Genomic DNA, 20,807 nt, shown 5'->3' on the forward strand with positions numbered 1-20,807 from the left:
CGTCTTACCGCCCCGTCTTCACCTTGGTCCAGAGCCTGTTGATGATCCGCTGCGTCGCCGGCTCTCGCGCCGTGATGACGAACAGTTTTGAGAGTTTCGCGTCGTCCGGATAGATGTTCTTGTCGTTCAGGATATTCGGATCGACCAGCTTCTGGCTGGCTAGGTTGCCGTTGGCGTAGGACAGGAAGTCCGAGTTCTTGGCGGCAACGTCAGGGCGGTAGAGATAGTTGATCAGCTCGTAGGCTTCCTTGACGTTCTTGGCATCCGCGGGGATCGCCAGATTGTCGAAGAACATCTGCGCACCCTCTTTCGGAATGGTGTAGCCGATCTCGATGCCGCTCTTGGCCTCGGCCGCGCGGGCGCGCGCCTGCATGATGTCGCCGGACCAGCCGACCACGAAGCAGATCTCGCCGGTGGCGAGCGCGCTCAGATATTCGGAGGAGTGAAATTTTCGCACGGAGGGCCGAACCTTGGCCACGACATCGGCGGCCTTCTCGAGGTCCGCCTGCTTGGTCGAGTTCGGATCGAGCCCGAGCCAGCTCAGCGCCGCCGGAAAGATGTCGTCGGCGGAATCCAGCATGTGGACGCCGCAGTCCTTGAACTTGGCCAAATTCTCCGGCTTGAACACGATGTCCCAGCTGTCGATCTTGGCGTCAGGCCCGAGGATCTGCTTCAGCTTGGCGACGTTGTAGCCGATGCCCGTCGTGCCCCACATGTAATTGGCGGCGTAGACGTTGCCGGGGTCGTAGATGCCAAGGCGCTCAGTCACCACAGGCCAGGCATTGCCAAGGTTCGGCAGCTTCGACTTGTCGAGCTTCTGGAAGATGTTGGCCTTGATCTGGCGCTGGAGGAAATAGGCCGTGGGCACCACCACGTCATAGCCGGACTTGCCGGCCATCAGGCGCGTCTCCAGCGTCTCGTTGGCGTCGAAAGTGTCGTAGACCACCTTGATGCCGGTCTCCTTGGTGAAGGCCTCGAGGACGTCAGGCGCCACGTAGTTCGACCAGTTGTAGAAGTTGACGACCCGCTCCTCGGCCCCGGCGGGACCCGGGAGCAACGTCAGCGCCACGGCGAACGCGAGACCAAGGCGAGCCCCTGAGCGGCTGACGTTCGTCATCTCCCCTACCTCTTGCGCCCACGCACCGCGTCGGACAGCCGCTCCAGCGCGGTGTCGAGCGTCTCGTCCTTCTTGGCAAAGCAGAAGCGCACCACCGAGGTCACAGGGTCCTGCTCGTAGAAGGCCGACACCGGGATTGCCGCGACCTTGTAGTCCTTTACGATCCGCCAGCAGAACTCGGTGTCGCTCTCGTTGAGCCCGAGCGGCGACAGGTCGACGGTGAGGAAGTAGGTGCCTTGCGACTTCAGCACGGGGAAGCCGAGGCTCTCCAGTCCCTTGGCGAGGCGGTCCCTGCTCCGCGTCAGGTCCTTGCGCATCGACAGGAAATACTCGTCCGGCTTGCCGAGACCATAGGCGACGGCGGCCTGGAGGTTCGGCGCGGTGGTGAAGGTCAGGAACTGGTGCACCTTGGCGGCAACGCGCAGCAGCGGCGGCGCGGCGCAGACGAAGCCGATCTTCCAGCCCGTCAGCGAGAAGATCTTGCCGGCCGAGCCGACCTTGATGGTGCGCTCCCGCATGCCGGGGATGGTGATCAGCGGGATGTGCTTGTGCTCGTCGAAGGTGACGTGCTCCCAGACCTCGTCGCAGATCGCGATGACGTCGAACTCTTGGCAGTAGCGCGCCAGCAGTTCGAGGTCCTCGCGCGGAAACACCACCGCGGACGGATTCAGGGGATTGTTGAAGAGCACCGCCTTGGTCTTTGAATTGAAGACGCTTTTCAGCATGTCCTCGTTCAGCCGCCAATGCGGCGGCTCGAGCCGGACCAGGCGTGGAATGCCGCCGGCCTGGCGGATGATCGGCAGATAGGAATCGTACACCGGCTGGAAGCACACCACCTCGTCACCGGGCTGGACGACGGCGAGGATGGCCGAGGTCAGGGCCTCCGTACCGCCGGAGGTCACCATCACCTCGCTCATCGGATCGAGCTCGAGGCCGTGCCAATGGCCGTAATGGGTCGCGATCGCCTGGCGCAGCTCCGGCAGGCCCATCATCGACGGGTACTGGTTGTAGCCGTTCAGCGAGGCATCGGCCGCGGCGCGGCGGATGTCCTCAGGACCGGGATCGTCGGGAAAGCCCTGCCCGAGATTGATGGCGGCATTGTCGCGCGCGGCCTGCGACATCGCCTCGAAGATGGTGACGGGAAGGTCAGCGAAGACCTTGTTCAGGGAAGAGCTTTTGGACATCGGCCGGGTCAGCCACCGACTTTGCTGGGAAGACCCGCCGCCTTCCAGCCCAGCATGCCGCCGGCCAAATGCTTGTCATACGGCAGGCCTGCCGCCTGCGCCGCGAGCGAGGCCGTCACCGAGCGCTTACCTGAGCGGCAGGCGAACACGACCTCCTTGCCGGCGGGATCGGGGATTGCCTTGGGATCGAAGGTCGAGAGCGGCACGACGACACCGTAGGGATAGGCCTCGGCTTCGACCTCGTTCGGCTCGCGGACGTCGACGAGGAGATAGCGGCCCTCCGCGACACCCTTGGAGACCTCGTCCGGGGTCAGATCCTGTACCTGGTTTGCCATATCATCCTCCAACGTCGCGGGCCGCATGCCGGGGCGACCCCGGCGGGCGGCAACCTCGCCTCTCAGTGAGCGAAAATCAAGCGCTACAAAGGCTTGGGCTCAGCCCTGCAAGTTAAAGCTAAATTGCAGCGACTTGAAGTGCGACCTTCAAATGGAGGACCAGACCGTCACTTTGGATCGTTACTCCAGGTCGTCGCTTTAGCTCGTCGCTTTAGATCGTGACCTGGGTGCCGACCTCGACGACGCGGCCGCTGGGGATCTGGAAATAGTCGGTGGCGTCGTTGGCGGAACGGCTGAGCGAGATGAACAGCCGGTCCTGCCAGCGCGGCATGCCGGAATGGGCGGCCGGCTTGAGCGCTCTCCGCGACAGGAAGAACGAGGTCGACATGATGTCGAACTGCCAGCCGAGCTTGCGGGCGATCGCCAGCGCCTTCGGCACGTTGGGCGATTCCATGAAGCCGAACTTCAGCGTCACCTTGGAGAAGGTCGGGCTGATCTGCTCCAACCTCACCCGCTCGGCCGGATCGATGCGCGGGGTCTGTGCGGTCTCGATGGTGAGAATGACGTTCTTCTCGTGCAGCACCTTGTAGTGCTTCAGACTATGCATCAGGGCGGTCGGGGCGCTGAGGGGGTCGCTGGTCAGGAACACGGCCGTGCCGGGCACGCGTTGCGGCGGCCGTTTCTCCAGCATCGCCACGAGGTCGGCGAGCGGGAATTCGAGCTTGCGCGACTTCTCGAACAGCAGCCGGCTGCCGCGCCGCCACGTATACATCAGGATGATCATGAGCGCGCCGAGCGCCAGCGGTACCCAGCCGCCCTCGAACACCTTGAGCAGATTGGCGGCCAGGAAGGTGAGGTCGAGGAACAGGAACGGCGCGATCAGGGCGGCAGCCGTGAACGGCGACCACCGCCAGACCTTCCAGATCACCACGAAGCCCATCATCGCCGTGACCACCATGGTCCCGGTGACGGAGATGCCATAGGCCGAGGCCAGCGCGCTGGAGGAGCGGAACAAGAGCACCAGCAGGACCACCGCGACCAGCAGGAGCTGGTTGATACGCGGGATGAAGATCTGGCCCGAATGGGCTTCGGACGTATGGCGAATTTCAAAGCGCGGCAACAGACCGAGCTGGATCGCCTGACGCGTCAGCGAATAGGCACCGGTGATGACCGCCTGGCTCGCGATAACCGTTGCGGCGGTCGCCAGCACGACCATGCAGCCGCGGAAAAAGCCTTGCGGAAAGAGCTGGAAGAACGGGCTCACGATCGCGCCGGGATCGCCGAGCACGAGGGCGCCCTGCCCCAGATAGTTCAGTGCCAGCGACGGCACCACGATGAACAGCCAAGCGGTCTGGATCGGCCGCTTGCCGAAATGGCCGAGGTCGGCATAGAGCGCCTCGGCACCGGTGACCGCCAGGAACACCGCGCCGAGCGTCACGAAGCCGATGATGCCGTGGTGGATCATGAAGGACACGGCGTAGAGCGGGTTCAGCGCGAACAGCACCTGCGGCTGCTGGATGATCGGGTGAATCGCCGCGATCGCGATCACAGCGAACCAGACGCACATGATCGGGCCGAAGAAGGCGGCGACGCGAGCCGTGCCGCGGGACTGCACGGCAAACAGACCGACCAGGATGATCACGGTCAGCGGCACGATGTAGGGCTCGAAGTGCAGGGTGACGTCCTTCATGCCTTCGATCGCCGACAGCACCGAGAGCGCCGGCGTGATCACGGCGTCGCCGTAGAACAGGGCGCCGGAAATGATGCCGAGCAGGACGATGGTTGTTCCGCGGGTGCCGACTGCGCGCTGGGCCAGCGCCATCAGCGCCAGCGTGCCGCCCTCACCGTTGTTGTCGGCACGGAGCAGGATCACGACGTATTTGAGCGTCACCACGACGATGAGCGCCCACAGGATCAGCGAGAGCACGCCGAGCACGGCCGCCGGCGTTGGCACCCCCTCCGCGCCAGAAGCCGCCATCACCGCCTCGCGGAACGCGTAGAGCGGGCTGGTGCCGATATCGCCGTAGACGACGCCGATGCTGCCAAGCGTCAGCGCACCGAAACCGGCGGTGGTGTGGGCATCGCCATGCCCATTGGCCGCCGCCGTTTCCGGGGCGGAAATCGCTACGTCACTTGTCATGGGAGAGCCTGATGGCCTCTAAAAATGCTTCACTGCACAACGGCGGAGGAGCGCGCGGCTTATAGGCCTGCGCTGCCGGCATAGCCTAGCCCGATTTCGGGGCTTAGACATGCAATTTTGCATGACCCCGTCAATCGTCGTTTAGATGGTGACCTGGGTTCCAACTTCAACCACCCGTCCGGTGGGAATCTGGAAATAGTCGGTGGCGTCGTTGGCGGACCGGCTCAGCGCGATGAACAAATGGTCCTGCCAAAGCGGCATGCCGGACTGCGCCGAAGCCTTCAGCGAGCGCCGCGACACGAAGAACGACGTCGACATGATGTCGAACTGCCAGCCCTGCTTGCGCGCGATCGCGAGCGCCTTCGGCACGTTCGGCTGCTCCATGTAGCCGAAGCGCAGACGGACCTTGAAGAACTTGTCGCTGATCTTCTCCATCCGGAAACGCTCCGATAGATCGACCCGCGGCGTATGCGCGGTCTCGATGGTCAGGATCACGTTGTGCTCGTGCAGCACCTTGTTGTGCTTGAGATTGTGCAGAAGCGCGGTCGGCACGAAGGAGGGATCGCTGGTCAGGAACACCGCCGTGCCCTTGACGATGTGCGGCGGCCGCTTCTCCAGGCTGCGGATCAGATCGTCCAGCGGCACCTCGATCCGGCGCGTTTTCTGGATCAGGATCCCGGACCCTCGCCGCCAGGTCCAGATTGTCCCGGCCATGACCGCGCCGAACAGCAGCGGCACCCAGGCGCCTTCGAGCAGCTTCAGAAGGTTCGCGCTGAAGAAGCTGATGTCGACCACGACGAAGGGCATGATCACGGCTGCGGCCGTCGCGGCGCGCCAGTTCCACAATTTCCAGATCACGATGAAGCCCATGATGCCGTCGGCAACCATGGTGGTGGAGACCGCGATGCCGTAGGCCGAAGCCAGATTGCTGGGGGTGTGGAACAGCAGCACCAGCAGCATCACACCGATCAGGAGCAGCCGGTTTACACGCGGCAGATAGATCTGGCCGGCGTGAGTTTCCGAGGTGAAGCGCACCTCGAAGCGCGGCAGGAGGCCGAGCTGCACGGCCTGATAGACCAGGGAATAGGCCCCGGTGATCACCGCCTGGCTCGCGATCACGGTCGCCGCGGTCGCAAGCCCGACCAGCGGCAGCACCAGATATTCGGGCACCATGCGATAGAACGAATGCTCGATCGCGCTGGGATCGGACAGCACCAGCGCGCCCTGCCCGAAATAGTTGATCAGCAGCGAGGGCAGCACGAAGAACATCCAGGCCGACTGGATCGGCTTGCGGCCGAAATGGCCGAGATCGGCGTAGAGCGCCTCGCCGCCGGTCACCGCCAGAAACACAGCGCCCAGCGTCACGAGGCCGATCGTGCCGTGCGACAGCAGGAATTGCAGCGCGTAATAGGGATTGATGGCGGCGAGCACCGAGGGATCGTCGGCGATATGGACGGCACCCATCACCGCAAGAGCCGTGAACCAGACCACCATGACCGGCCCGAAAGCGGCGGCCACCAGCGCCGTGCCCTTGCTCTGGACCGCGAACAGCAACACCAGGATGATGACCGTGATTGGCACGACATAGTGCTCGAAGGCCGGGGTCACGAGCTTCATGCCTTCGACCGCCGACAACACCGAGATCGCCGGCGTGATCATGGAATCGCCGATGAACATGGAGGCGCCGATCACGCCGAGCGCCATCAGAAACCAGCTTCGCCGTCCGAGCGCACGCTGGCCGAGCGCCATCAGCGAGAGCGTGCCGCCCTCCCCGTTGTTGTCGGCCCGCAGCAGCAACAGCACGTATTTGGCGGTGACGACGATGAAGAGCGCCCACAGGATCAGCGACAGCACGCCGAGCACCATGCCCCGCGTGACGGCCTCGCCATGGGCCGCGCCCCGGACCGCCTCGTGGAAGGCGTAGAGCGGCGAGGTGCCGATGTCGCCGAAGACGACGCCGATGCTCCCGAGCGTCAGGCCCCAGAAACCCGAGGTGACCGGCCCGTCCTGAGCTTCGGTCGATGTGATGCTCGCCGTCATGTGAAACTGGAAACGCTTCTGCCCGAGAATTGATCCGGCGCCTTTTGACGGTTCCGGCGCGCCTGTCAATCAGCCCACCACCATAGCAGGCACCGAGGCAGATGCTGTGACGGCGCGGCAACGGTCGTCGCCAACGCGACGACATGCCTCAGGTAAAATGGTAGCACAAGAGCCTGAGCCTTTCCGTTCCGATTGAAGCGGAACGGGCTCTACATTCTTGTTTTGTCGCGTTTCTTCACGCGAAACGGCGTCCACTTCGCTCGAAGACGCTCTAGGGCTTCAGATTCGGCGGCAGCGGCGGATCTTCGCGCATCAGGGTGATGGTCACCCGCCGGTTGGCTGCGAGCGAGGGATCGTCCGGAAACAGCGGCTGGGTGTCCGCCTTGCCGGCGACGGCGAAGACATGGGCGGCCGGCAAGCCCTCGCGTTCGAGGATCTGACGCACGGCATTGGCGCGGTCGGCCGACAGATCGAAGGCGCCGTAGTCGCTGCGGTTCGGCACGAATCCGGCCGCGGTGTGGCCGGCGATGGAGACGCGCAGCGGCGTCGCCTTGAGCGGGACAGCGAGCTTCTCGATCAAGCGGCGGGTGCGGTCATAGGGCACCTTGGAGCCGTCGGCGAACATCGAGCGGCCGTCCTGGTCCACGATCTCGAGGTTGAGGCCCTGCTTGGTCTCCTCGAACATGATGTGCTTGGACATCTCGGTCAGTTCCGGCATGTCCTGCAGAGCCTGGCGCAGCGAGGCCGCCGCCAGCGCAAAATTGCGATCGACCTTGATCTTCGCCCCCGACGTGCGGTCACGATCCTCCTGGTCCGGCGTCGGCGTGTTGGAGGAGTCTTCAGGCTGAATGTGATCGACGTTCTTCAGCCGCGGGCGGGTCGGCAGGCCGTCGGACTCGACGATGCCGGCGTAGCGCGCTTCGGTCTGGACCCCGAAGGCGTCGCGCATGGAGCCTGCGACGACCTTCAGCTTGTTGGCATCCTGGGTCGAGAACGCGACGAGCATCACGAAGAAGCTCATCATCAGGCCCATCAGGTCGGCGAAGGTCACGAACCAGCCGTGACCGCCCCCGTGTGAATCGCCGCGCTTCTTCTTGGCCATATCTCAAATCCCGGCGGGCAGCATTAGGCCGGAACCGGCTCGCCTTCAGCGTGGCGGTGCTTCTCGGGCAGATAGGCCAGCAGCATTTCGCGGACCAGCGTCGGGCTCTTGGAGTCGCGGATCATCAGGATGCCGTCGATGATCAGCGTGCGGTTGGTCTCTTCGTCCAGGAGCTTGCCATGCAGCTTGTCGGCGATCGGGGTACAGAACAGGTTGGCGACCAGCGCGCCGTACAGCGTCGCGAGCAGCGCGGTCGCCATGAACGGGCCGAGCTTTGACGGGTCGGTCATGTTGGCGAACATCTGCACCATGCCGATCAGCGTGCCGACCATGCCGAAGGCCGGGGCGCAGTCGCCGATGGCGCGGTAGATCTTGCTGCCTTCGTCCAGATGCATCAGGAAATTGTCGCGGTCGCGCTCGAGATTGTCGCGAATGAAATCGAGGTCGTAGCCGTCGGCGACGTAGCGGATGCCCTTGGCGAGGAACGGCTCGTCGGTCTCCACTTTTTCCAGCCCCACCGGGCCCTGCTTGCGGGCGATCTCGGCGATCCGGGCGAGCTCGTCGACCAGATCGTGCGCCGACAGACGGCTCATCGTGAAGGCGAACTTGGCGCCGAGCGGCAGGCCGTGGATCAGCGTCGAGAGCGGAAAGCGGATCATGGTCGCAGCCGTCGAGCCGCCGAAGATGATGATCATCGCATGCTCGGAAACGAACATGTGGAGATCGCCGCCCAGCAGCATCATCGTCGCGATGACGACAATACCCGCCACGAGCCCGATGCTCGTCATGATATCCATGGGAGACTCCAACGCGAACGCAACAACGGCCGTCCTGGCCGATGGCGCGGCCCAACCCCGAACCGCATCGGAAACCCTAGTGAGCCGCGATTAAAGACGCGTAAAGGTTAAGTTGAACCGACGCGCCTGGCGGACGCAGCGCGCTGAAAGGCGCCGGCTTTGCCGACTGCCGACGGCAATTTCAACGTTTTGCTAACCATAGGGCTCGCGCGCCCCATCACTCAAGGCTCCGCGCGCGAACCCTTTGGCTGCGGCCCTGCGCCACATCGGGGGCGACGGATCAGTTGGTATTCTGGCGCGGGCCAGCACGCTCATGGCGGCACGCTCTTGGCGGAAGGCATTGCAATGGTGACGCTGTTCAGTCTTCTCACCGCGCTTCCCGCAGTGCTGGCGCTCCACATGCTCGAACCCCAGCTCGTCCTGCCGGCGTTCAGCGTGCTGCTCTTTATCGAGGCGGCCCTGGCCGTGATCGCAGCGCGCTTGATCCACATCCCGGACAATGCGGAAGATATCACCCTGTGGGATTTTGCCGGCGGCTTCACCTTGATCGGATGCGCTGCCGCGGTGTTCGGCGAGCCGGATCAGGCTGCCCTGTTCCTGACGGAACAGGGCAGCCCGCGAGCGGCGTCGCAGCCGTAGATCGTTCCGGTCCCGCCGCTAGTGAATCTCCGCCGAGCGCTTCAGCGCAGCCTTCAGCTTCTCCAGCGAGAAGTCGGGGCTGCGGGCGATCTCGAGGATCGGCGTCTCGCGGCGGCCGCAGAGCTCGGCGGCCTCGGGCAGCTTTGCGGCGATGTCGCGCGGGATCACGATGGCGCCGTGCTGGTCGGCGTGGATCAAGTCGTCCGACTTCACGGTCATGCCGGCAACGCGCACCTCGCCGCCAAAGCTCTCGGCATGCACCCAGGCATGCGAGGGGCCGATCGAGCCGGCCAGCGCCTGGAAGCCCGGCGCCCATTGCGGAATGTCGCGGATCGAACCGTCGGTGATCACGCCGAGGCAGCCGAGCGCCTTGTGCACGTTGCTCTGCACCTCGCCCCAGAACGCACCGTAGCCGACGTCGGGACCGTCGATGTCCTGGATCACCGAGATGCGCGGACCGTGACCGGTACCGACATATTCGTAATATTCGATGCGGCGCTTTGACTGCTCTTCCGGCGGGAGCGAATTTTTCAGCACCGAGCGGATCGCGACCGTGCGGGCGTAGCCGACGATCGGCGGCAGATCGGGGAACGGGCAGACCAGTGGCTTGGTGGTGTAGCCGATCAGCCGGCGCTCGGGCGCCACGATCTCCATGGCATTGCAGATCGTCGGGGTGTCATAGCGGCCCAGCGCTTCGAGGACGGAAGCGGGCAGCGGCCCGGTCGCGGTATCAGTCACGGCGTTCTCTCCCAGATTGGCGGCCGCTGTTGGCGCGGTGCCGCCGGCATCGGGCGATATAGCCGAGATCGGGCCTCAACCCAACTCAGGGCGCCTCATGGCAGATATCCAAGTATCGCTTCAGTGCCTTGCCGTTCAGTGCAACCGGTCGGGCCGGTCGTCGTCGCGCGGCGGCTCCGACAGGTTTGCCAGCGTCGGTGCCGACGGCGGCGACGAGACCTCGCCTCCCGCCGGCGCGGTGGCTTCCATCGCGCGCGCCTGGTCGCGATAGGATTTGTAGCCGAGCGGCAAAGCGAGGAGATACAGCACCGTGCCGATCGACAGCACGTGCCAGGGATAAGCGATCAGCAGCGCGATGAAGACGATCACCGCGACGAATGCAGGCAGCACCAATTCGGGCGGCACGCGCATGCGCTTGGTCTTGCCGGAGAACACCGGCAGGCGCGACACCATCAGGAAGGCGATCAGCAGCGTATACGCAGCCGTCACCGCCGCGGGCAGCCGGCCGAGATCGAGGAACGCGACATAGATCGGCAGCAGCACCGTGATCGCGCCGGCCGGCGCCGGCACGCCGGTGAAGAAATTGGCGGCGAAGGCCGGCTTGTTGGGATCGTCCATGGTGGCATTGAAGCGCGCCAGCCTGAGGCCACCGGAGATCGCAAACACCATGGCGGCGATCCAGCCGGCATTGCCGAGCTCGTGCAGCTGCCAGAAATACAGCATCAGGCCGGGCGCCACGCCGAAATTGACGAAGTCGGCGAGGCTGTCGAGCTCGGCGCCGAACTTGGACTGCCCCTTGATCATGCGCGCGATGCGGCCGTCGATGCCGTCGAGCGCCGCCGCGAACACGATGGCGTAGACCGCGAGCGACATCCGCCCCTCGATCGAGAGCCGGATCGAGGTCAGGCCGGCGCAGATCGCCAGCAGCGTGATGACGTTGGGCACCAGCATGCGCACCGGGATCGGGCGGAACCGCCGGCGGCGCACATCAGGATCTTTGAAGTCATAGGGCGTCATGGCTCGTCCTCACCTTGGGGCGAGATATAGCAAGCCGTGTTCCCCTCCGCCATTGCGTCGGAAGGCCCCTCAGGCCGACTTGATGGTTAATTGGCGCGGTAGGCGCGACTCGGGTCGTCTCCGGCGAGATCGGCCAGAATCGTCTCGCCGGCGATCGAGGTCTGCCCTTCCGAGACCAGCGCCTTGGTGCCCAGCGGCAGATAGACGTCGAGCCGCGAGCCGAAGCGGATCAGGCCGAAACGCTCGCCGGCGCCGATCGCCTGCCCCTCTTTGACGAAGCAGACGATGCGCTTGGCGACCAGGCCCGCGATTTGGATCACGCCGATCCGCGCCGTCGGCGTCGTGATCACCAGCGAGTTGCGCTCATTGTCCTCGCTCGCCTTGTCCAGCTCGGCATTGATGAACAGGCCGGGGCGGTAGGCGATACGGTCGACCCGGCCCGCGATCGGGCTGCGGTTCACGTGGCAGTTGAACACGCTCATGAACACCGAAATGCGCGGCAGCGGCCGGTCGCCGAGCCCGAGCTCGGCCGGCGGCAGCGCCATGGTGATCATCGAGACGCGGCCGTCGGCCGGCGACACCACGAGCCCCTCGCGCACCGGCGTCACCCTGACGGGGTCGCGGAAGAACAGCGCGCACCACACGGTCAGGATGGTGCCGATCCACCCCAAAGGCGACCACAGCCAGAACAGGATGAGACTTGCCAGCGCAAAGCCTCCGATAAAGGGATAACCCTCCTTGTGGATCGGCGGGATCTGACGCTGGATCGAATCGAGAATGGACATCGCTATCTGCCGCTCAGGGTTGATGGCGCAGGTCGTCCCGCGCGGTGGTGTTGTTTAGGCCAGAGTTGGGACCGGAGACAAGGTCACTCCGCCGCCGCAGGCGTCGTCAGGACATCGGCGACCGGCGGTGGCTCCCGGTTGGGTGCCTCGCCGGAGTCGGCCATCCTGGCCAGTTTCTCGCGCGCCGCCTCGGCCTCGCGCTGCCTGTTCCACATGCTGGCGTAAAGCCCCCCCTCCCCGAGCAGCTTTGCGTGGGTGCCGCGCTCGGCGATACGGCCCTGGTCCAGCACGATGATCTCGTCGGCACCGACGATGGTCGAGAGCCGATGGGCGATCACCAGCGAGGTACGGTTCTTCGCCACGCGCTCGAGCGCGCCCTGGATCTCGTGCTCGGTGTGGGTGTCCAGCGCGGAGGTCGCCTCGTCCAGCACCAGGATCGGCGGCGCCTTCAACACGGTGCGCGCAATCGCGACGCGCTGCTTCTCGCCGCCGGATAGTTTCAGGCCGCGCTCGCCAACCTGGGTCTCGTAGCCCTTCGGCGCCATCCGGATGAAATGGTCGATCTGCGCCAGCCGCGCCGCTTCTTCCACCTCGGCATCGCTGGCGTCCCAGCGGCCGTAGCGGATGTTATAGCGGATGGTGTCGTTGAACAGCACGGTGTCCTGCGGCACCATGCCGATCGACGCGCGCAGCGAGGCCTGCGTGACTTCGCGAATGTCCTGGCCGTCGATCAGTATCTTGCCGCCGGAGATGTCGTAGAGGCGAAACAAAAGGCGCGAGATGGTCGACTTGCCCGCACCTGACGGGCCGACGATCGCGACCGTCTTGCCGGCCGGCACCTCGAAGCTGATGCCCTTGAGGATCGGGCGCGCAGGCTCATAGGCAAAGCGCACGTCCTCGAAACGCACATTGCCTGCGGAGACCACCAGCGGCTTCGCGTCCGGCCCGTCCTTGATCTCGGCCTCGCGTGCCAGCACGTTGAACATCTTCTCGATGTCGATGATCGCCTGCTTGATCTCGCGATAGACCATGCCCATGAAGTTCAAGGGCTGGTAGAGCTGGATCATCATGGCGTTGACCAGCACGAAATCGCCGACCGTGTTGGTGCCGTTGCGCACGCCGATGGCGCACATCAGCATGGTCGCGGTCAGCCCCAGCGTGAAGATCACGGCTTGCCCGGTGTTGAGCACGGCAAGCGAAGTATAAGCCTGCACGCTCGACTCCTCGTAACGCGCGACCGATCGGTCGTAGCGCTGCGACTCGCGGGTCTCGGCGCTGAAATATTTGACGGTCTCGTAGTTGAGCAGCGAGTCGATCGCCTTGGTGTTCGCCTCGGTGTCGGCATCGTTCATCTTGCGGCGGATGCCGATCCGCCACTCGGTCGCGATGTAGGTGTAGTACATGTAGACCGCGACCGTGACGAGGGTCGCGAGCACGTAGCGCCAGTCGAACTGCCACAGCAGCACGGCCATCAGCAGCGAGACCTCGACGATGGTCGGGATCAGCTGCAGGATCACCATGCGCACGATGACCTCGATGCCCTCGCGGCCGCGCTCGAGCACGCGCGTCAGGCCGCCGGTCTTGCGCTCCAGGTGGAACCGCAGCGACAGCTCGTGCATGTGGATGAAGGTGATGGTGGCGAGCTTGCGCACCGCGTGCATGGCAACGCGCGCGAAAATGCCGTCGCGCCATTGCGTCAGCACCGCCATCACGATGCGCATCACGCCGTAGCTGGCGGTCAGCAGCAGCGGCGAGGCGATCACCCAGAGGTGCCAATTGTCGGCCTGAACCGGCGCGGTGTTGGCGCCGGTCAGCGCGTCGGTCGCCCATTTGAAGCTGAAAGGAACCGTCAGCGTGATCAGCTTGGCGGCCAGCAGCAGCACCATCGACCAGACCACGCGCATCTTCAGGTCGAAACGGTCGCCCGGCCAGATATAGGGCCACAGATGCGCCAGCGTGCCCATCAGCGTGGCCCGTTCCAGAGGCCCCCCGGCGGGAGGATCAGGAACGTTGGCGCCGTCGAACGATTGAGGTTGGTCCATCAAAAAGCCTGAAGGCCCGCCGGATGCGGACGCGGTACGATCTGCGATTTTCGCTCGTGATATAGAGCCTTCCCGATGCCAGCGCACCCCGCCAAATGGCGAATCTTCGATTGTTTGCCGCCATTTACCGGTAGATTTCCGGGTGACCCGAATCACCGATTGGGCTTGACGCCTCTTCGCTGCAATGCATCATGGCACCAATGAGCACGATCAAAACCGTCTGTGTCTATTGCGGCTCCGGCCCTGGAACCAATCCCCGCTTCACCGAAGGCGCCAAGGCGTTCGGCAAGGCGCTCGCCGAGAACAACATTCGCCTCGTCTATGGCGGCGGCTCGCTCGGCCTGATGGGCTCGGTCGCGACCTCCGTGCTCGATCACGGCGGCACCGTCACCGGCATCATTCCCGAATTCCTCCGGAAGCGCGAGAACGCGCTGACCCGCGTGCAGGAGATGATCGTCACCCCCGACATGCACGAGCGCAAGCGGCTGATGTTCGAGCGCTCCGACGCCTTCGTGGCGCTGCCGGGCGGCGTCGGCACGCTTGAGGAGCTGGTGGAGCAGCTGACCTGGAAACAGCTCGGCCGTCACGCCAAGCCGGTGCTGCTCGCCAATATCGACAATTTCTGGGAGCCACTGTTCTCGCTGCTGTCGCACATGCGCCAGACCGAGTTCATCCGCGCCGGCCTCTCGGTCGACATCCTCAAGGCCGATCGCATCGAGGAGATCTTGCCGAAGCTGAAGGCCGCCGTGGCACAGCTCGCTGACGCGGAAAAGCAGCTCGCCCCAGAAGTCGCGCGCAAGCTTTAGTCAGCAGGAAACGTCACCGCCTCGATCCGGTTGCCGTCGGGGTCGACGACGAAGGCCGCGTAATAGCGCACGCGGTCGTGCGGGCGGATACCCGGCGCGCCGTCGGACGCGCCGCCGGCGGACAGCGCTGCAGCGTGAAACGCATCGACTTCGCTCGTCGCTTTCGCCCGCAGGCAGATGTGCACGCCGCTCTCCGGCGTGACGTGCGGCATGCCCTCGCGCAGATTGATCCAGAATTCGGGATAGGCCTTGCCGAAGCCGACTGTCCGCGGCCGCGTGACGAGGCGCGCGAGCCCGAGGGCGGCGAGGGTCGCCTCGTAGAACCTTGCGGAGCGATCGAGATTGCTGACGCCGACGGAGATGTGGTCGATCATGCCTTGGTCCCTCTCACCCCAGCTGTCATCGCCCGGCTTGACCGGGCGATCCAGTATTCCGAGATGCCAGAGAGCTACCGAAAAGCCACGGTGTACTGGATACCCCGCTTTCGCGGGGTATGACAGCCATTGTGGGTCCTAAGCCGGCGCCCCCGACTTCACCAGCTTGTAGATCACCGAATCCATCAGCGCCTGGAATGAGGCGTCGATGATATTCGGGGACACGCCGACCGTAGTCCAGACATCGCCGTTCTCGTCCTCGCTCTCGATCAAGACACGCGTGACCGCGCCGGTGCCGCCGTTGAGGATACGGACGCGGTAGTCGATCAGCGTCAGGCCTTCGATATATTTTTGGTACTTGCCGAGATCCTTGCGCAGCGCCACGTCGAGCGCGTTGACGGGACCGTTGCCTTCGGCCGCCGAGATCAGATGCTCGCCGGCGACGTCGACCTTGACCACCGCCAGCGCCACGGTGACGCGCTCGCCATGCGAATTGTAACGCTGCTCGACATTGACGTCGAACTGCTCGACCTCGAAATAATGCGGCACCTTGCCGAGCGTGCGCCGCGCCAGCAGCTCAAACGAGGCGTTGGCGGATTCATAGGCGTAGCCTTGCGCCTCTCGCTCCTTCAATTCCTCGACCAGCCGCGACAGCTTCGGATCGCTCTTCTCATAGACGATGCCGGCGCGGTCGAGTTCGGCGATGACATTGGAGCGGCCGGCCTGGTCGGACACCAGCACCTTGCGGTGATTGCCGACCAATTCCGGCAGCACGTGCTCATAGGTCTGCGGATCCTTCAGCACGGCGGAGGCATGGATGCCGGTCTTGGTGACGAAGGCGCTCTCGCCGACATAGGCTGCATGCCGGTTCGGCACGCGGTTGAGCATGTCGTCGAGCGTGCGCGACACCTTGACGAGGGTTGCGAGCTTCTCCGCCGTGACGCCGATCTCGAAGGCGTCGGCAAATTCCTGCTTCAGCTTCAAGGTCGGGATCAGCGAGCAGAGATTGGCATTGCCGCAGCGCTCGCCGAGGCCGTTCAGCGTGCCCTGGATCTGCCGCGCCCCGGCGCGCACCGCGGCGAGCGAATTGGCCACCGCCTGCTCGGTGTCGTTATGGGCGTGGATGCCGAGATGATCGCCGGGGATGTGCTTTGTCACCTCGGAGACGATGGCCTCGACCTCGTTCGGCATGGTGCCGCCGTTGGTGTCGCACAACACCACCCAGCGCGCGCCGGCTTCATAAGCAGCTTTCGCGCATGCGAGCGCGAAACTGGCGTCCTCCTTGTAACCGTCGAAGAAATGCTCGCAGTCGAGCATCACTTCCCGGCCGGCGGCCTTGGCCGCCGCGACGCTGTCGCGGATCGAGGCGAGGTTCTCTTCCTTCGTCGTCTCCAGCGCAACGCGCACCTGATAGGCCGACGCCTTCGCCACGAAGCAGATCGCGTCGGCTTTGGCTTCCAGCAGCCCGGCGACGCCGGGATCGTTGGAGACCGACCGCCCCGCCCGGCGCGTCATGCCGAACGCAGTGAAGCGCGCATGGGCGAGCGTCGGCTTGGTGCCGAAAAACTCGGTGTCGGTCGGATTGGCGCCGGGATAGCCGCCCTCGACATAGTCGATGCCGAGTTCATCGAGCATCTGGGCGATGATCTGCTTGTCGGTCAGCGTGAAATCGACGCCATTGGTCTGCGCGCCATCGCGCAGCGTGGTGTCGAACAGATAGAGACGCTCCTTGCTCATTGCAGCGCTCCCGACGCGGGTCCGGTGCCCAGCGTCTTCTGCATGGTGGTGTTGGCCAGCCACTCGTCGTTGACGGTAATGCTGTTGCGTTGCATGGCGACATAGCCGCGCTTGGCGAAAAAGCCCTGCGCGTTGTCGCTGGCGTCGACCGTCAGCTTGTCGGCGCCGCGGCCGCCCGCAAGCTTTTCCAGCGCATCGACGAGTATCGTCGCCAGGCCCTGCCCGGCCACGGCCGGATGCACATAGAGCATGCGGATATGATCCTTGCCGCGCAGTGACGCAAAGCCCACTGGTGATCCCTCCAGCGTTGCGATCAGCGTCAGGTCGGAGGCCAGCCGAGTGCCGAACTCTTCGCTTTCCGCCGCAGCCATCCAGGCTTGCTGCTGCGCCTCGTTATAGTCGTCGCCGGTCAGTTCTTCGATGCTGGCCGTGAAGATCGCGGCGAGAACCGGCACGTCGTCCGGCAGGAAGGGCCGCAAGCCGGGCTTTGGCAAAGTCTGTCCCATCGTCTTCACCACATCCCATAGAGTTTCAACGCCAGCGCCACGGCAGCAGCAAGCAGCAGGATCTTCAGCGCGATGTAATAGAGCCAGTGCCGCGGAAAAGGCGTGTCGGGCCGCTTCATCGTGCGACCTCCCACGTCGTCCCTTCCTTGGAGTCCTTGATCGCAACGCCCATCGCGGCAAGCAGATCACGGATACGATCGGACTCCGCAAAGTCCTTGCGCGCACGCGCCGCCGTCCGCTCCGAGATCAGGCGCTCGACTTCCTTGGCATCGACGCCGCTCGCCTGCTGCTTGCGCCCTTCCCACTGCGCACCGCTCTCGGAGAGAAAGCCGAGCAGACGCAACGAACCTGCGAGGGCACCGACATCATTGCCGCGCAGGCCATGCAGCGCCGCGATCGCCAGCGGCGTGTTGAGGTCGTCGAGCAGCGGCTCGACCACTGACTGGGCAGGATTGCCGGGCGCGACGTCAGCCGCGACCCGATACCAGTCGTCGAGCGTCTTGACGCTCTCCTCCAGCGACTTCATCGTCCAGTCGATCGGCGAGCGGTAATGCGTCTTGAGCATATTCAGGCGCAGCACTTCGCCCGGCCAGTCCGCGAGCAGCTCGTGAATCGTGACGAAGTTGCCGAGCGATTTCGACATCTTCTCGCTCTCGACCTGCAGGAAGCCGTTGTGCATCCAGTAGTTCGCCATGCGCTCCCGGTGGAAGGCGCAGCAGGTCTGCGCGACCTCGTTCTCGTGATGCGGAAACACGAGATCGATGCCGCCGCCATGGATGTCAAAGTGCTCGCCGAGATGCTTCCAGGCCATGGCCGAGCACTCGACATGCCAGCCCGGACGCCCCCGCGCGCCGATGCCGGCCGGTGACGGCCATGACGGCTCGCCGGGCTTGGACGGCTTCCACAGCACGAAGTCGGTGTTGCCCTTCTTGTAGGGCGCGACATCGACGCGGGCGCCGGCGACCATCTCGTCCAGCGAGCGATTGGACAGCGCGCCATAGCGCGGCAGCCCGGAATCGGCCGCGTTCATCGCCTGCGGCGAGAACAGCACGTGATCTTCGGCGACATAGGCAAAGCCGCCGGCAACCAACCGCTCGATGATCTCGCGCATCTCGCTGATGTGCTCGGTCGCGCGCGGCTCGACGCTCGGCCGAAGTGCGCCGAGCGCATCGACGTCGGCGTGAAACTGCTTGCCGGTTTGCTCGGTGACTTTCCGGATCGCCTCGTTCAGCGGCAGGCCGGGGAAATCACGCGCGGCGCGGTCGTTGATCTTGTCGTCGACGTCGGTGATGTTGCGGACATATCTGACGTGCGCCGCGCCATAGAGATGGCGCAGTAGCCGGAACAGCACGTCGAACACGATCACCGGCCGGGCATTGCCGATATGGGCGAAGTCATAGACGGTCGGTCCGCAGACATACATGCGGACGTCCTTCGCATCGAGCGGCACGAAGGTGCGCTTTTCCCGGCTCAGCGTATCGTAAAGACGCAATTCCATATGACACCCGTCGGCTGTTGGCCGGGCGTCCAGTGCTCTCAATGGTTTTGAGAAAAGACGGCTCCAGCCAGCGAATCGCTAGCTCGTAATCTCGCGGCAAATGGCGCAAATGACGAGGAGACCGTTCATGCGGCGACATATGGGCCACGAAGGCCCCTTGCGTCAAGAGAGCCGCGGAAATGCCGCTTTATCTCCGCAATGCCAGCCGCCCCGCCTTGATGGTTCATCATCCTTAACCATTTGAGCCCATTCTGGAACCGGCAGTTCCTTCTTTTTTGCCCCCGGTGTTTTCATGCGATCATTGCTCGCGCTCATTTCCTGCGCCTCCGTCCTTGCGGCATCCAGCGCTCTCGCCGAGACCCGCGTCTTCATCATCCCCAACCAGGCGGATGGCTACGGCGTCGACCAGTGCCTGGCCAAGGGCGACAAATGCGGCGCGCAGGTCGCCCGCACCTACTGCCAGTCACGCGATTTTGCCCAGGCTTCCGCCTATCGCCGGGTCGATCCCGACGAAATTACCGGCTCTGTCCCCAAATCCGGCGCAAACTGCTCCCATGGCCATTGCGATGAATATGTCGCAATCACCTGCCAGCGCTGAATTCGCTCGGAACTGGCGTACCTTAGGCCCAATCCTTGGCCTCTGAAACGACGTGACGATGCCGCAGGAAGCGGCTATGGGAGGGCGCGCTTCGGCCCCCCAAATCACGCGTGGCCGTGACCTCGCTAGAATGGCGGATATGCCTGAATTTTTGTCTCTCTCCCGTGCTCGCTCGATCCTTGCCTGCGCCGTGCTCTTGAGCACGGTCGCGCTCGCCAATGGTGCTTTCGCGCAGGCCGGCCCGCCGGGGCCGCCGCCTCAGCCCGGCCAGAACGGGCTTGGACCCAACCCGATGTGCGCGCGCCTGGAGGGCCAGCTCGCCGGTCTCGACCGTGGCGGCGGCGGTGGTGATCCCGCGCGCGAAGACCAGATCCGCCGCTATCAGGAATCCCAGACCAAGCAGCAGTCCGAGCTCGACCGCGTCACCATGCAGGCCAAGCGCATGGGTTGCGATTCCTCCGGCTTCTTCTCGCTGTTCAACGGCCAGTCGGCGCAATGCGGTCCGGTCAACACCCAGATCCAGCAGATGCGGGCCAATCTGGACCAGATCACCGGCAATCTCGAACGCCTGCGCAGCGGCGGCCCCGGCGGCTTCAGCCCCGAACGTGACAACCAGCGCCGCTCGGTGCTGGCCGCGCTGGCGCAGAACAATTGCGGCCCGCAATATGCCAACGCCGCGCAGTCGCAGGGCGGCGGCAACTTCCTGAGCAATCTGTTCGGCGGCAACAACCCCAACAATAATCCACAAGGCGTGCCGCCTTCCGATCTCGGCCCGCAATCAGGCACCTACCGCACCGTGTGCGTGCGCACCTGCGACGGCGCTTACTTCCCGGTCTCGTTTGCGACCGTGCCGGCGCGCTTCCCCGACGACGAGAAGACCTGCAAGGCGCTGTGCCCGGCCGCCGAAGCCGTGCTCTACACCCATCGCAATCCCGGCGAAGACATGAACTCCGCGGTCTCCACCAGCGGCCAGCCCTACACGGCGCTGCCGACTGCGTTCAAATTCCGCAGCGAGTTCAACCCGTCCTGCTCCTGCAAGGCCGCGGGCCAGACCTGGGCCGACGCGCTCAAATCCGCCGACGACAAAGCATCGGCCGAGCAGCAGGGTGACATCATCGTCACCGAGGAGAGCGCCAAGAAGATGCAGCAGCGGCAGCTCAACAAGGGCACGCCTGCGAATGCCAAGAAGGGCGCGGCTCCGGCACCGACGACTGCTGGCGCGCCGGCAGCAACGCCGCCGGCGGATACGGGCACCCCTGCGACGCCTTCCGAGAACAAGCCGATCCGTTCGGTCGGCCCGAGCTTCCTGCCGCAGCAGCAGAAGTAGTTGTAGCGGCAGGCCGCCGCCTCAC

Annotated in this window: 19 protein-coding genes; 4 read left to right on the forward strand and 15 right to left on the reverse strand. The window is 64.6% G+C overall.

Features of this window, described 5'->3' with window-relative positions; all coding sequences use genetic code 11:
* Window positions 1-4 precede the first annotated feature (4 nt).
* From JQ591_RS30730 to JQ591_RS30760, 7 genes are all read right to left on the reverse strand, one after another.
* The gene (locus JQ591_RS30730) at window positions 5-1,117 is read right to left on the reverse strand and encodes a polyamine ABC transporter substrate-binding protein (protein WP_211399717.1); all 1,113 of its coding nucleotides are present in this window, start codon (window positions 1,115-1,117) and stop codon (window positions 5-7) included.
* A gap of 5 nt (window positions 1,118-1,122) precedes the next feature.
* A complete protein-coding gene (locus JQ591_RS30735; RefSeq protein ID WP_211399718.1) occupies window positions 1,123-2,301 on the reverse strand; it encodes an aminotransferase in 1,179 nt (392 codons plus the stop codon).
* 8 nt (window positions 2,302-2,309) lie between these two features.
* Window positions 2,310-2,636, reverse strand: a complete 327-nt coding sequence (locus JQ591_RS30740; RefSeq protein WP_015686918.1) for a rhodanese-like domain-containing protein — start codon at window positions 2,634-2,636, stop codon at window positions 2,310-2,312.
* A 211-nt stretch (window positions 2,637-2,847) separates the two neighbouring features.
* Window positions 2,848-4,776 carry a potassium transporter Kup gene (locus JQ591_RS30745; RefSeq protein WP_211399719.1) on the reverse strand — a complete coding sequence of 643 codons (1,929 nt, stop codon included), beginning with the start codon at window positions 4,774-4,776 and terminating at the stop codon, window positions 2,848-2,850.
* 141 nt (window positions 4,777-4,917) lie between these two features.
* Window positions 4,918-6,816: a potassium transporter Kup gene (locus JQ591_RS30750; protein WP_211399720.1), complete on the reverse strand. Its 1,899-nt coding sequence runs from the start codon at window positions 6,814-6,816 to the stop codon at window positions 4,918-4,920.
* 271 nt (window positions 6,817-7,087) lie between these two features.
* Window positions 7,088-7,918, reverse strand: a complete 831-nt coding sequence (locus tag JQ591_RS30755) for an OmpA/MotB family protein (RefSeq protein ID WP_211399721.1) — start codon at window positions 7,916-7,918, stop codon at window positions 7,088-7,090.
* 23 nt (window positions 7,919-7,941) lie between these two features.
* The gene (locus JQ591_RS30760) at window positions 7,942-8,715 is read right to left on the reverse strand and encodes a motility protein A (protein WP_018459340.1); all 774 of its coding nucleotides are present in this window, start codon (window positions 8,713-8,715) and stop codon (window positions 7,942-7,944) included.
* A 345-nt stretch (window positions 8,716-9,060) separates the two neighbouring features.
* Here JQ591_RS30760 and JQ591_RS30765 point away from each other — a divergent pair, with 345 nt between their 5' ends.
* Window positions 9,061-9,354 (forward strand): hypothetical protein, encoded by a 294-nt coding sequence (locus JQ591_RS30765; RefSeq protein WP_211399722.1) that lies wholly within the window; start codon window positions 9,061-9,063, stop codon window positions 9,352-9,354.
* An 18-nt stretch (window positions 9,355-9,372) separates the two neighbouring features.
* Here the strand turns inward: JQ591_RS30765 and JQ591_RS30770 are convergent, their stop codons facing one another.
* The 4 genes from JQ591_RS30770 to JQ591_RS30785 form a co-directional block, all read right to left on the reverse strand.
* Entirely contained in the window at window positions 9,373-10,092 is a 720-nt protein-coding gene (locus JQ591_RS30770; protein ID WP_211399723.1) for an RraA family protein, read from the reverse strand.
* A gap of 135 nt (window positions 10,093-10,227) precedes the next feature.
* Window positions 10,228-11,109, reverse strand: coding sequence for a CDP-alcohol phosphatidyltransferase family protein (locus JQ591_RS30775; RefSeq protein WP_211399724.1), 882 nt, complete (start codon window positions 11,107-11,109; stop codon window positions 10,228-10,230).
* An 86-nt stretch (window positions 11,110-11,195) separates the two neighbouring features.
* Entirely contained in the window at window positions 11,196-11,900 is a 705-nt protein-coding gene (locus tag JQ591_RS30780) for a phosphatidylserine decarboxylase (protein ID WP_349630422.1), read from the reverse strand.
* A 77-nt stretch (window positions 11,901-11,977) separates the two neighbouring features.
* Complete coding sequence (locus JQ591_RS30785; protein WP_211399726.1) at window positions 11,978-13,936, reverse strand: ABCB family ABC transporter ATP-binding protein/permease; 1,959 nt, start codon at window positions 13,934-13,936, stop codon at window positions 11,978-11,980.
* A 200-nt stretch (window positions 13,937-14,136) separates the two neighbouring features.
* On the opposite strand from JQ591_RS30785, the gene JQ591_RS30790 reads away from it, so the two are divergent.
* Window positions 14,137-14,742, forward strand: coding sequence for a TIGR00730 family Rossman fold protein (locus JQ591_RS30790; protein WP_007608828.1), 606 nt, complete (start codon window positions 14,137-14,139; stop codon window positions 14,740-14,742).
* Here JQ591_RS30790 and JQ591_RS30795 read toward each other — a convergent pair.
* The 4 genes from JQ591_RS30795 to cysS all read right to left on the reverse strand — a co-directional run bounded on the left by JQ591_RS30795 (window position 14,739) and on the right by cysS (window position 18,857).
* Complete coding sequence (locus tag JQ591_RS30795; protein ID WP_211399727.1) at window positions 14,739-15,116, reverse strand: VOC family protein; 378 nt, start codon at window positions 15,114-15,116, stop codon at window positions 14,739-14,741. The two genes, JQ591_RS30790 and JQ591_RS30795, sit on opposite strands and share 4 nt — an antisense overlap.
* A 138-nt stretch (window positions 15,117-15,254) precedes the next feature.
* Entirely contained in the window at window positions 15,255-16,853 is a 1,599-nt protein-coding gene (cimA, locus tag JQ591_RS30800; RefSeq protein ID WP_211399728.1) for a citramalate synthase, read from the reverse strand.
* Entirely contained in the window at window positions 16,850-17,359 is a 510-nt protein-coding gene (locus tag JQ591_RS30805) for a GNAT family N-acetyltransferase (RefSeq protein WP_211399729.1), read from the reverse strand. The genes cimA and JQ591_RS30805 overlap by 4 nt, the downstream gene beginning before the upstream one ends.
* A gap of 115 nt (window positions 17,360-17,474) precedes the next feature.
* Complete coding sequence (cysS, locus tag JQ591_RS30810; RefSeq protein WP_211399730.1) at window positions 17,475-18,857, reverse strand: cysteine--tRNA ligase; 1,383 nt, start codon at window positions 18,855-18,857, stop codon at window positions 17,475-17,477.
* Window positions 18,858-19,149: 292 nt separating this feature from the next.
* On the opposite strand from cysS, the gene JQ591_RS30815 reads away from it, so the two are divergent.
* Together JQ591_RS30815 and JQ591_RS30820 are read left to right on the forward strand one after the other, a co-directional pair.
* Window positions 19,150-19,455 (forward strand): hypothetical protein, encoded by a 306-nt coding sequence (locus JQ591_RS30815; RefSeq protein WP_211399731.1) that lies wholly within the window; start codon window positions 19,150-19,152, stop codon window positions 19,453-19,455.
* 130 nt (window positions 19,456-19,585) lie between these two features.
* Window positions 19,586-20,782, forward strand: a complete 1,197-nt coding sequence (locus tag JQ591_RS30820; protein ID WP_211399732.1) for a DUF2865 domain-containing protein — start codon at window positions 19,586-19,588, stop codon at window positions 20,780-20,782.
* Window positions 20,783-20,807 lie beyond the last annotated feature (25 nt).

Source organism: Bradyrhizobium canariense, assembly GCF_018130465.1.
Lineage (GTDB): Bacteria > Pseudomonadota > Alphaproteobacteria > Rhizobiales > Xanthobacteraceae > Bradyrhizobium > Bradyrhizobium canariense_C.

What these genes read in the sequence shown, in the direction of transcription:
- JQ591_RS30730 (WP_211399717.1), bottom strand. Translation starts at nt 1,117, where the DNA reads ATGACGAACGTCAGCCGCTCAGGGGCTCGCCTTGGTCTCGCGTTCGCC.
- JQ591_RS30735 (WP_211399718.1), bottom strand. Translation starts at nt 2,301, where the DNA reads ATGTCCAAAAGCTCTTCCCTGAACAAGGTCTTCGCTGACCTTCCCGTC.
- JQ591_RS30740 (WP_015686918.1), bottom strand. Translation starts at nt 2,636, where the DNA reads ATGGCAAACCAGGTACAGGATCTGACCCCGGACGAGGTCTCCAAGGGT.
- JQ591_RS30745 (WP_211399719.1), bottom strand. Translation starts at nt 4,776, where the DNA reads ATGACAAGTGACGTAGCGATTTCCGCCCCGGAAACGGCGGCGGCCAAT.
- JQ591_RS30750 (WP_211399720.1), bottom strand. Translation starts at nt 6,816, where the DNA reads ATGACGGCGAGCATCACATCGACCGAAGCTCAGGACGGGCCGGTCACC.
- JQ591_RS30755 (WP_211399721.1), bottom strand. Translation starts at nt 7,918, where the DNA reads ATGGCCAAGAAGAAGCGCGGCGATTCACACGGGGGCGGTCACGGCTGG.
- JQ591_RS30760 (WP_018459340.1), bottom strand. Translation starts at nt 8,715, where the DNA reads ATGGATATCATGACGAGCATCGGGCTCGTGGCGGGTATTGTCGTCATC.
- JQ591_RS30765 (WP_211399722.1), top strand. Translation starts at nt 9,061, where the DNA reads ATGGTGACGCTGTTCAGTCTTCTCACCGCGCTTCCCGCAGTGCTGGCG.
- JQ591_RS30775 (WP_211399724.1), bottom strand. Translation starts at nt 11,109, where the DNA reads ATGACGCCCTATGACTTCAAAGATCCTGATGTGCGCCGCCGGCGGTTC.
- JQ591_RS30785 (WP_211399726.1), bottom strand. Translation starts at nt 13,936, where the DNA reads ATGGACCAACCTCAATCGTTCGACGGCGCCAACGTTCCTGATCCTCCC.
- JQ591_RS30790 (WP_007608828.1), top strand. Translation starts at nt 14,137, where the DNA reads ATGAGCACGATCAAAACCGTCTGTGTCTATTGCGGCTCCGGCCCTGGA.
- JQ591_RS30795 (WP_211399727.1), bottom strand. Translation starts at nt 15,116, where the DNA reads ATGATCGACCACATCTCCGTCGGCGTCAGCAATCTCGATCGCTCCGCA.
- cimA (WP_211399728.1), bottom strand. Translation starts at nt 16,853, where the DNA reads ATGAGCAAGGAGCGTCTCTATCTGTTCGACACCACGCTGCGCGATGGC.
- JQ591_RS30805 (WP_211399729.1), bottom strand. Translation starts at nt 17,359, where the DNA reads ATGGGACAGACTTTGCCAAAGCCCGGCTTGCGGCCCTTCCTGCCGGAC.
- cysS (WP_211399730.1), bottom strand. Translation starts at nt 18,857, where the DNA reads ATGGAATTGCGTCTTTACGATACGCTGAGCCGGGAAAAGCGCACCTTC.
- JQ591_RS30815 (WP_211399731.1), top strand. Translation starts at nt 19,150, where the DNA reads ATGCGATCATTGCTCGCGCTCATTTCCTGCGCCTCCGTCCTTGCGGCA.
- JQ591_RS30820 (WP_211399732.1), top strand. Translation starts at nt 19,586, where the DNA reads ATGGCGGATATGCCTGAATTTTTGTCTCTCTCCCGTGCTCGCTCGATC.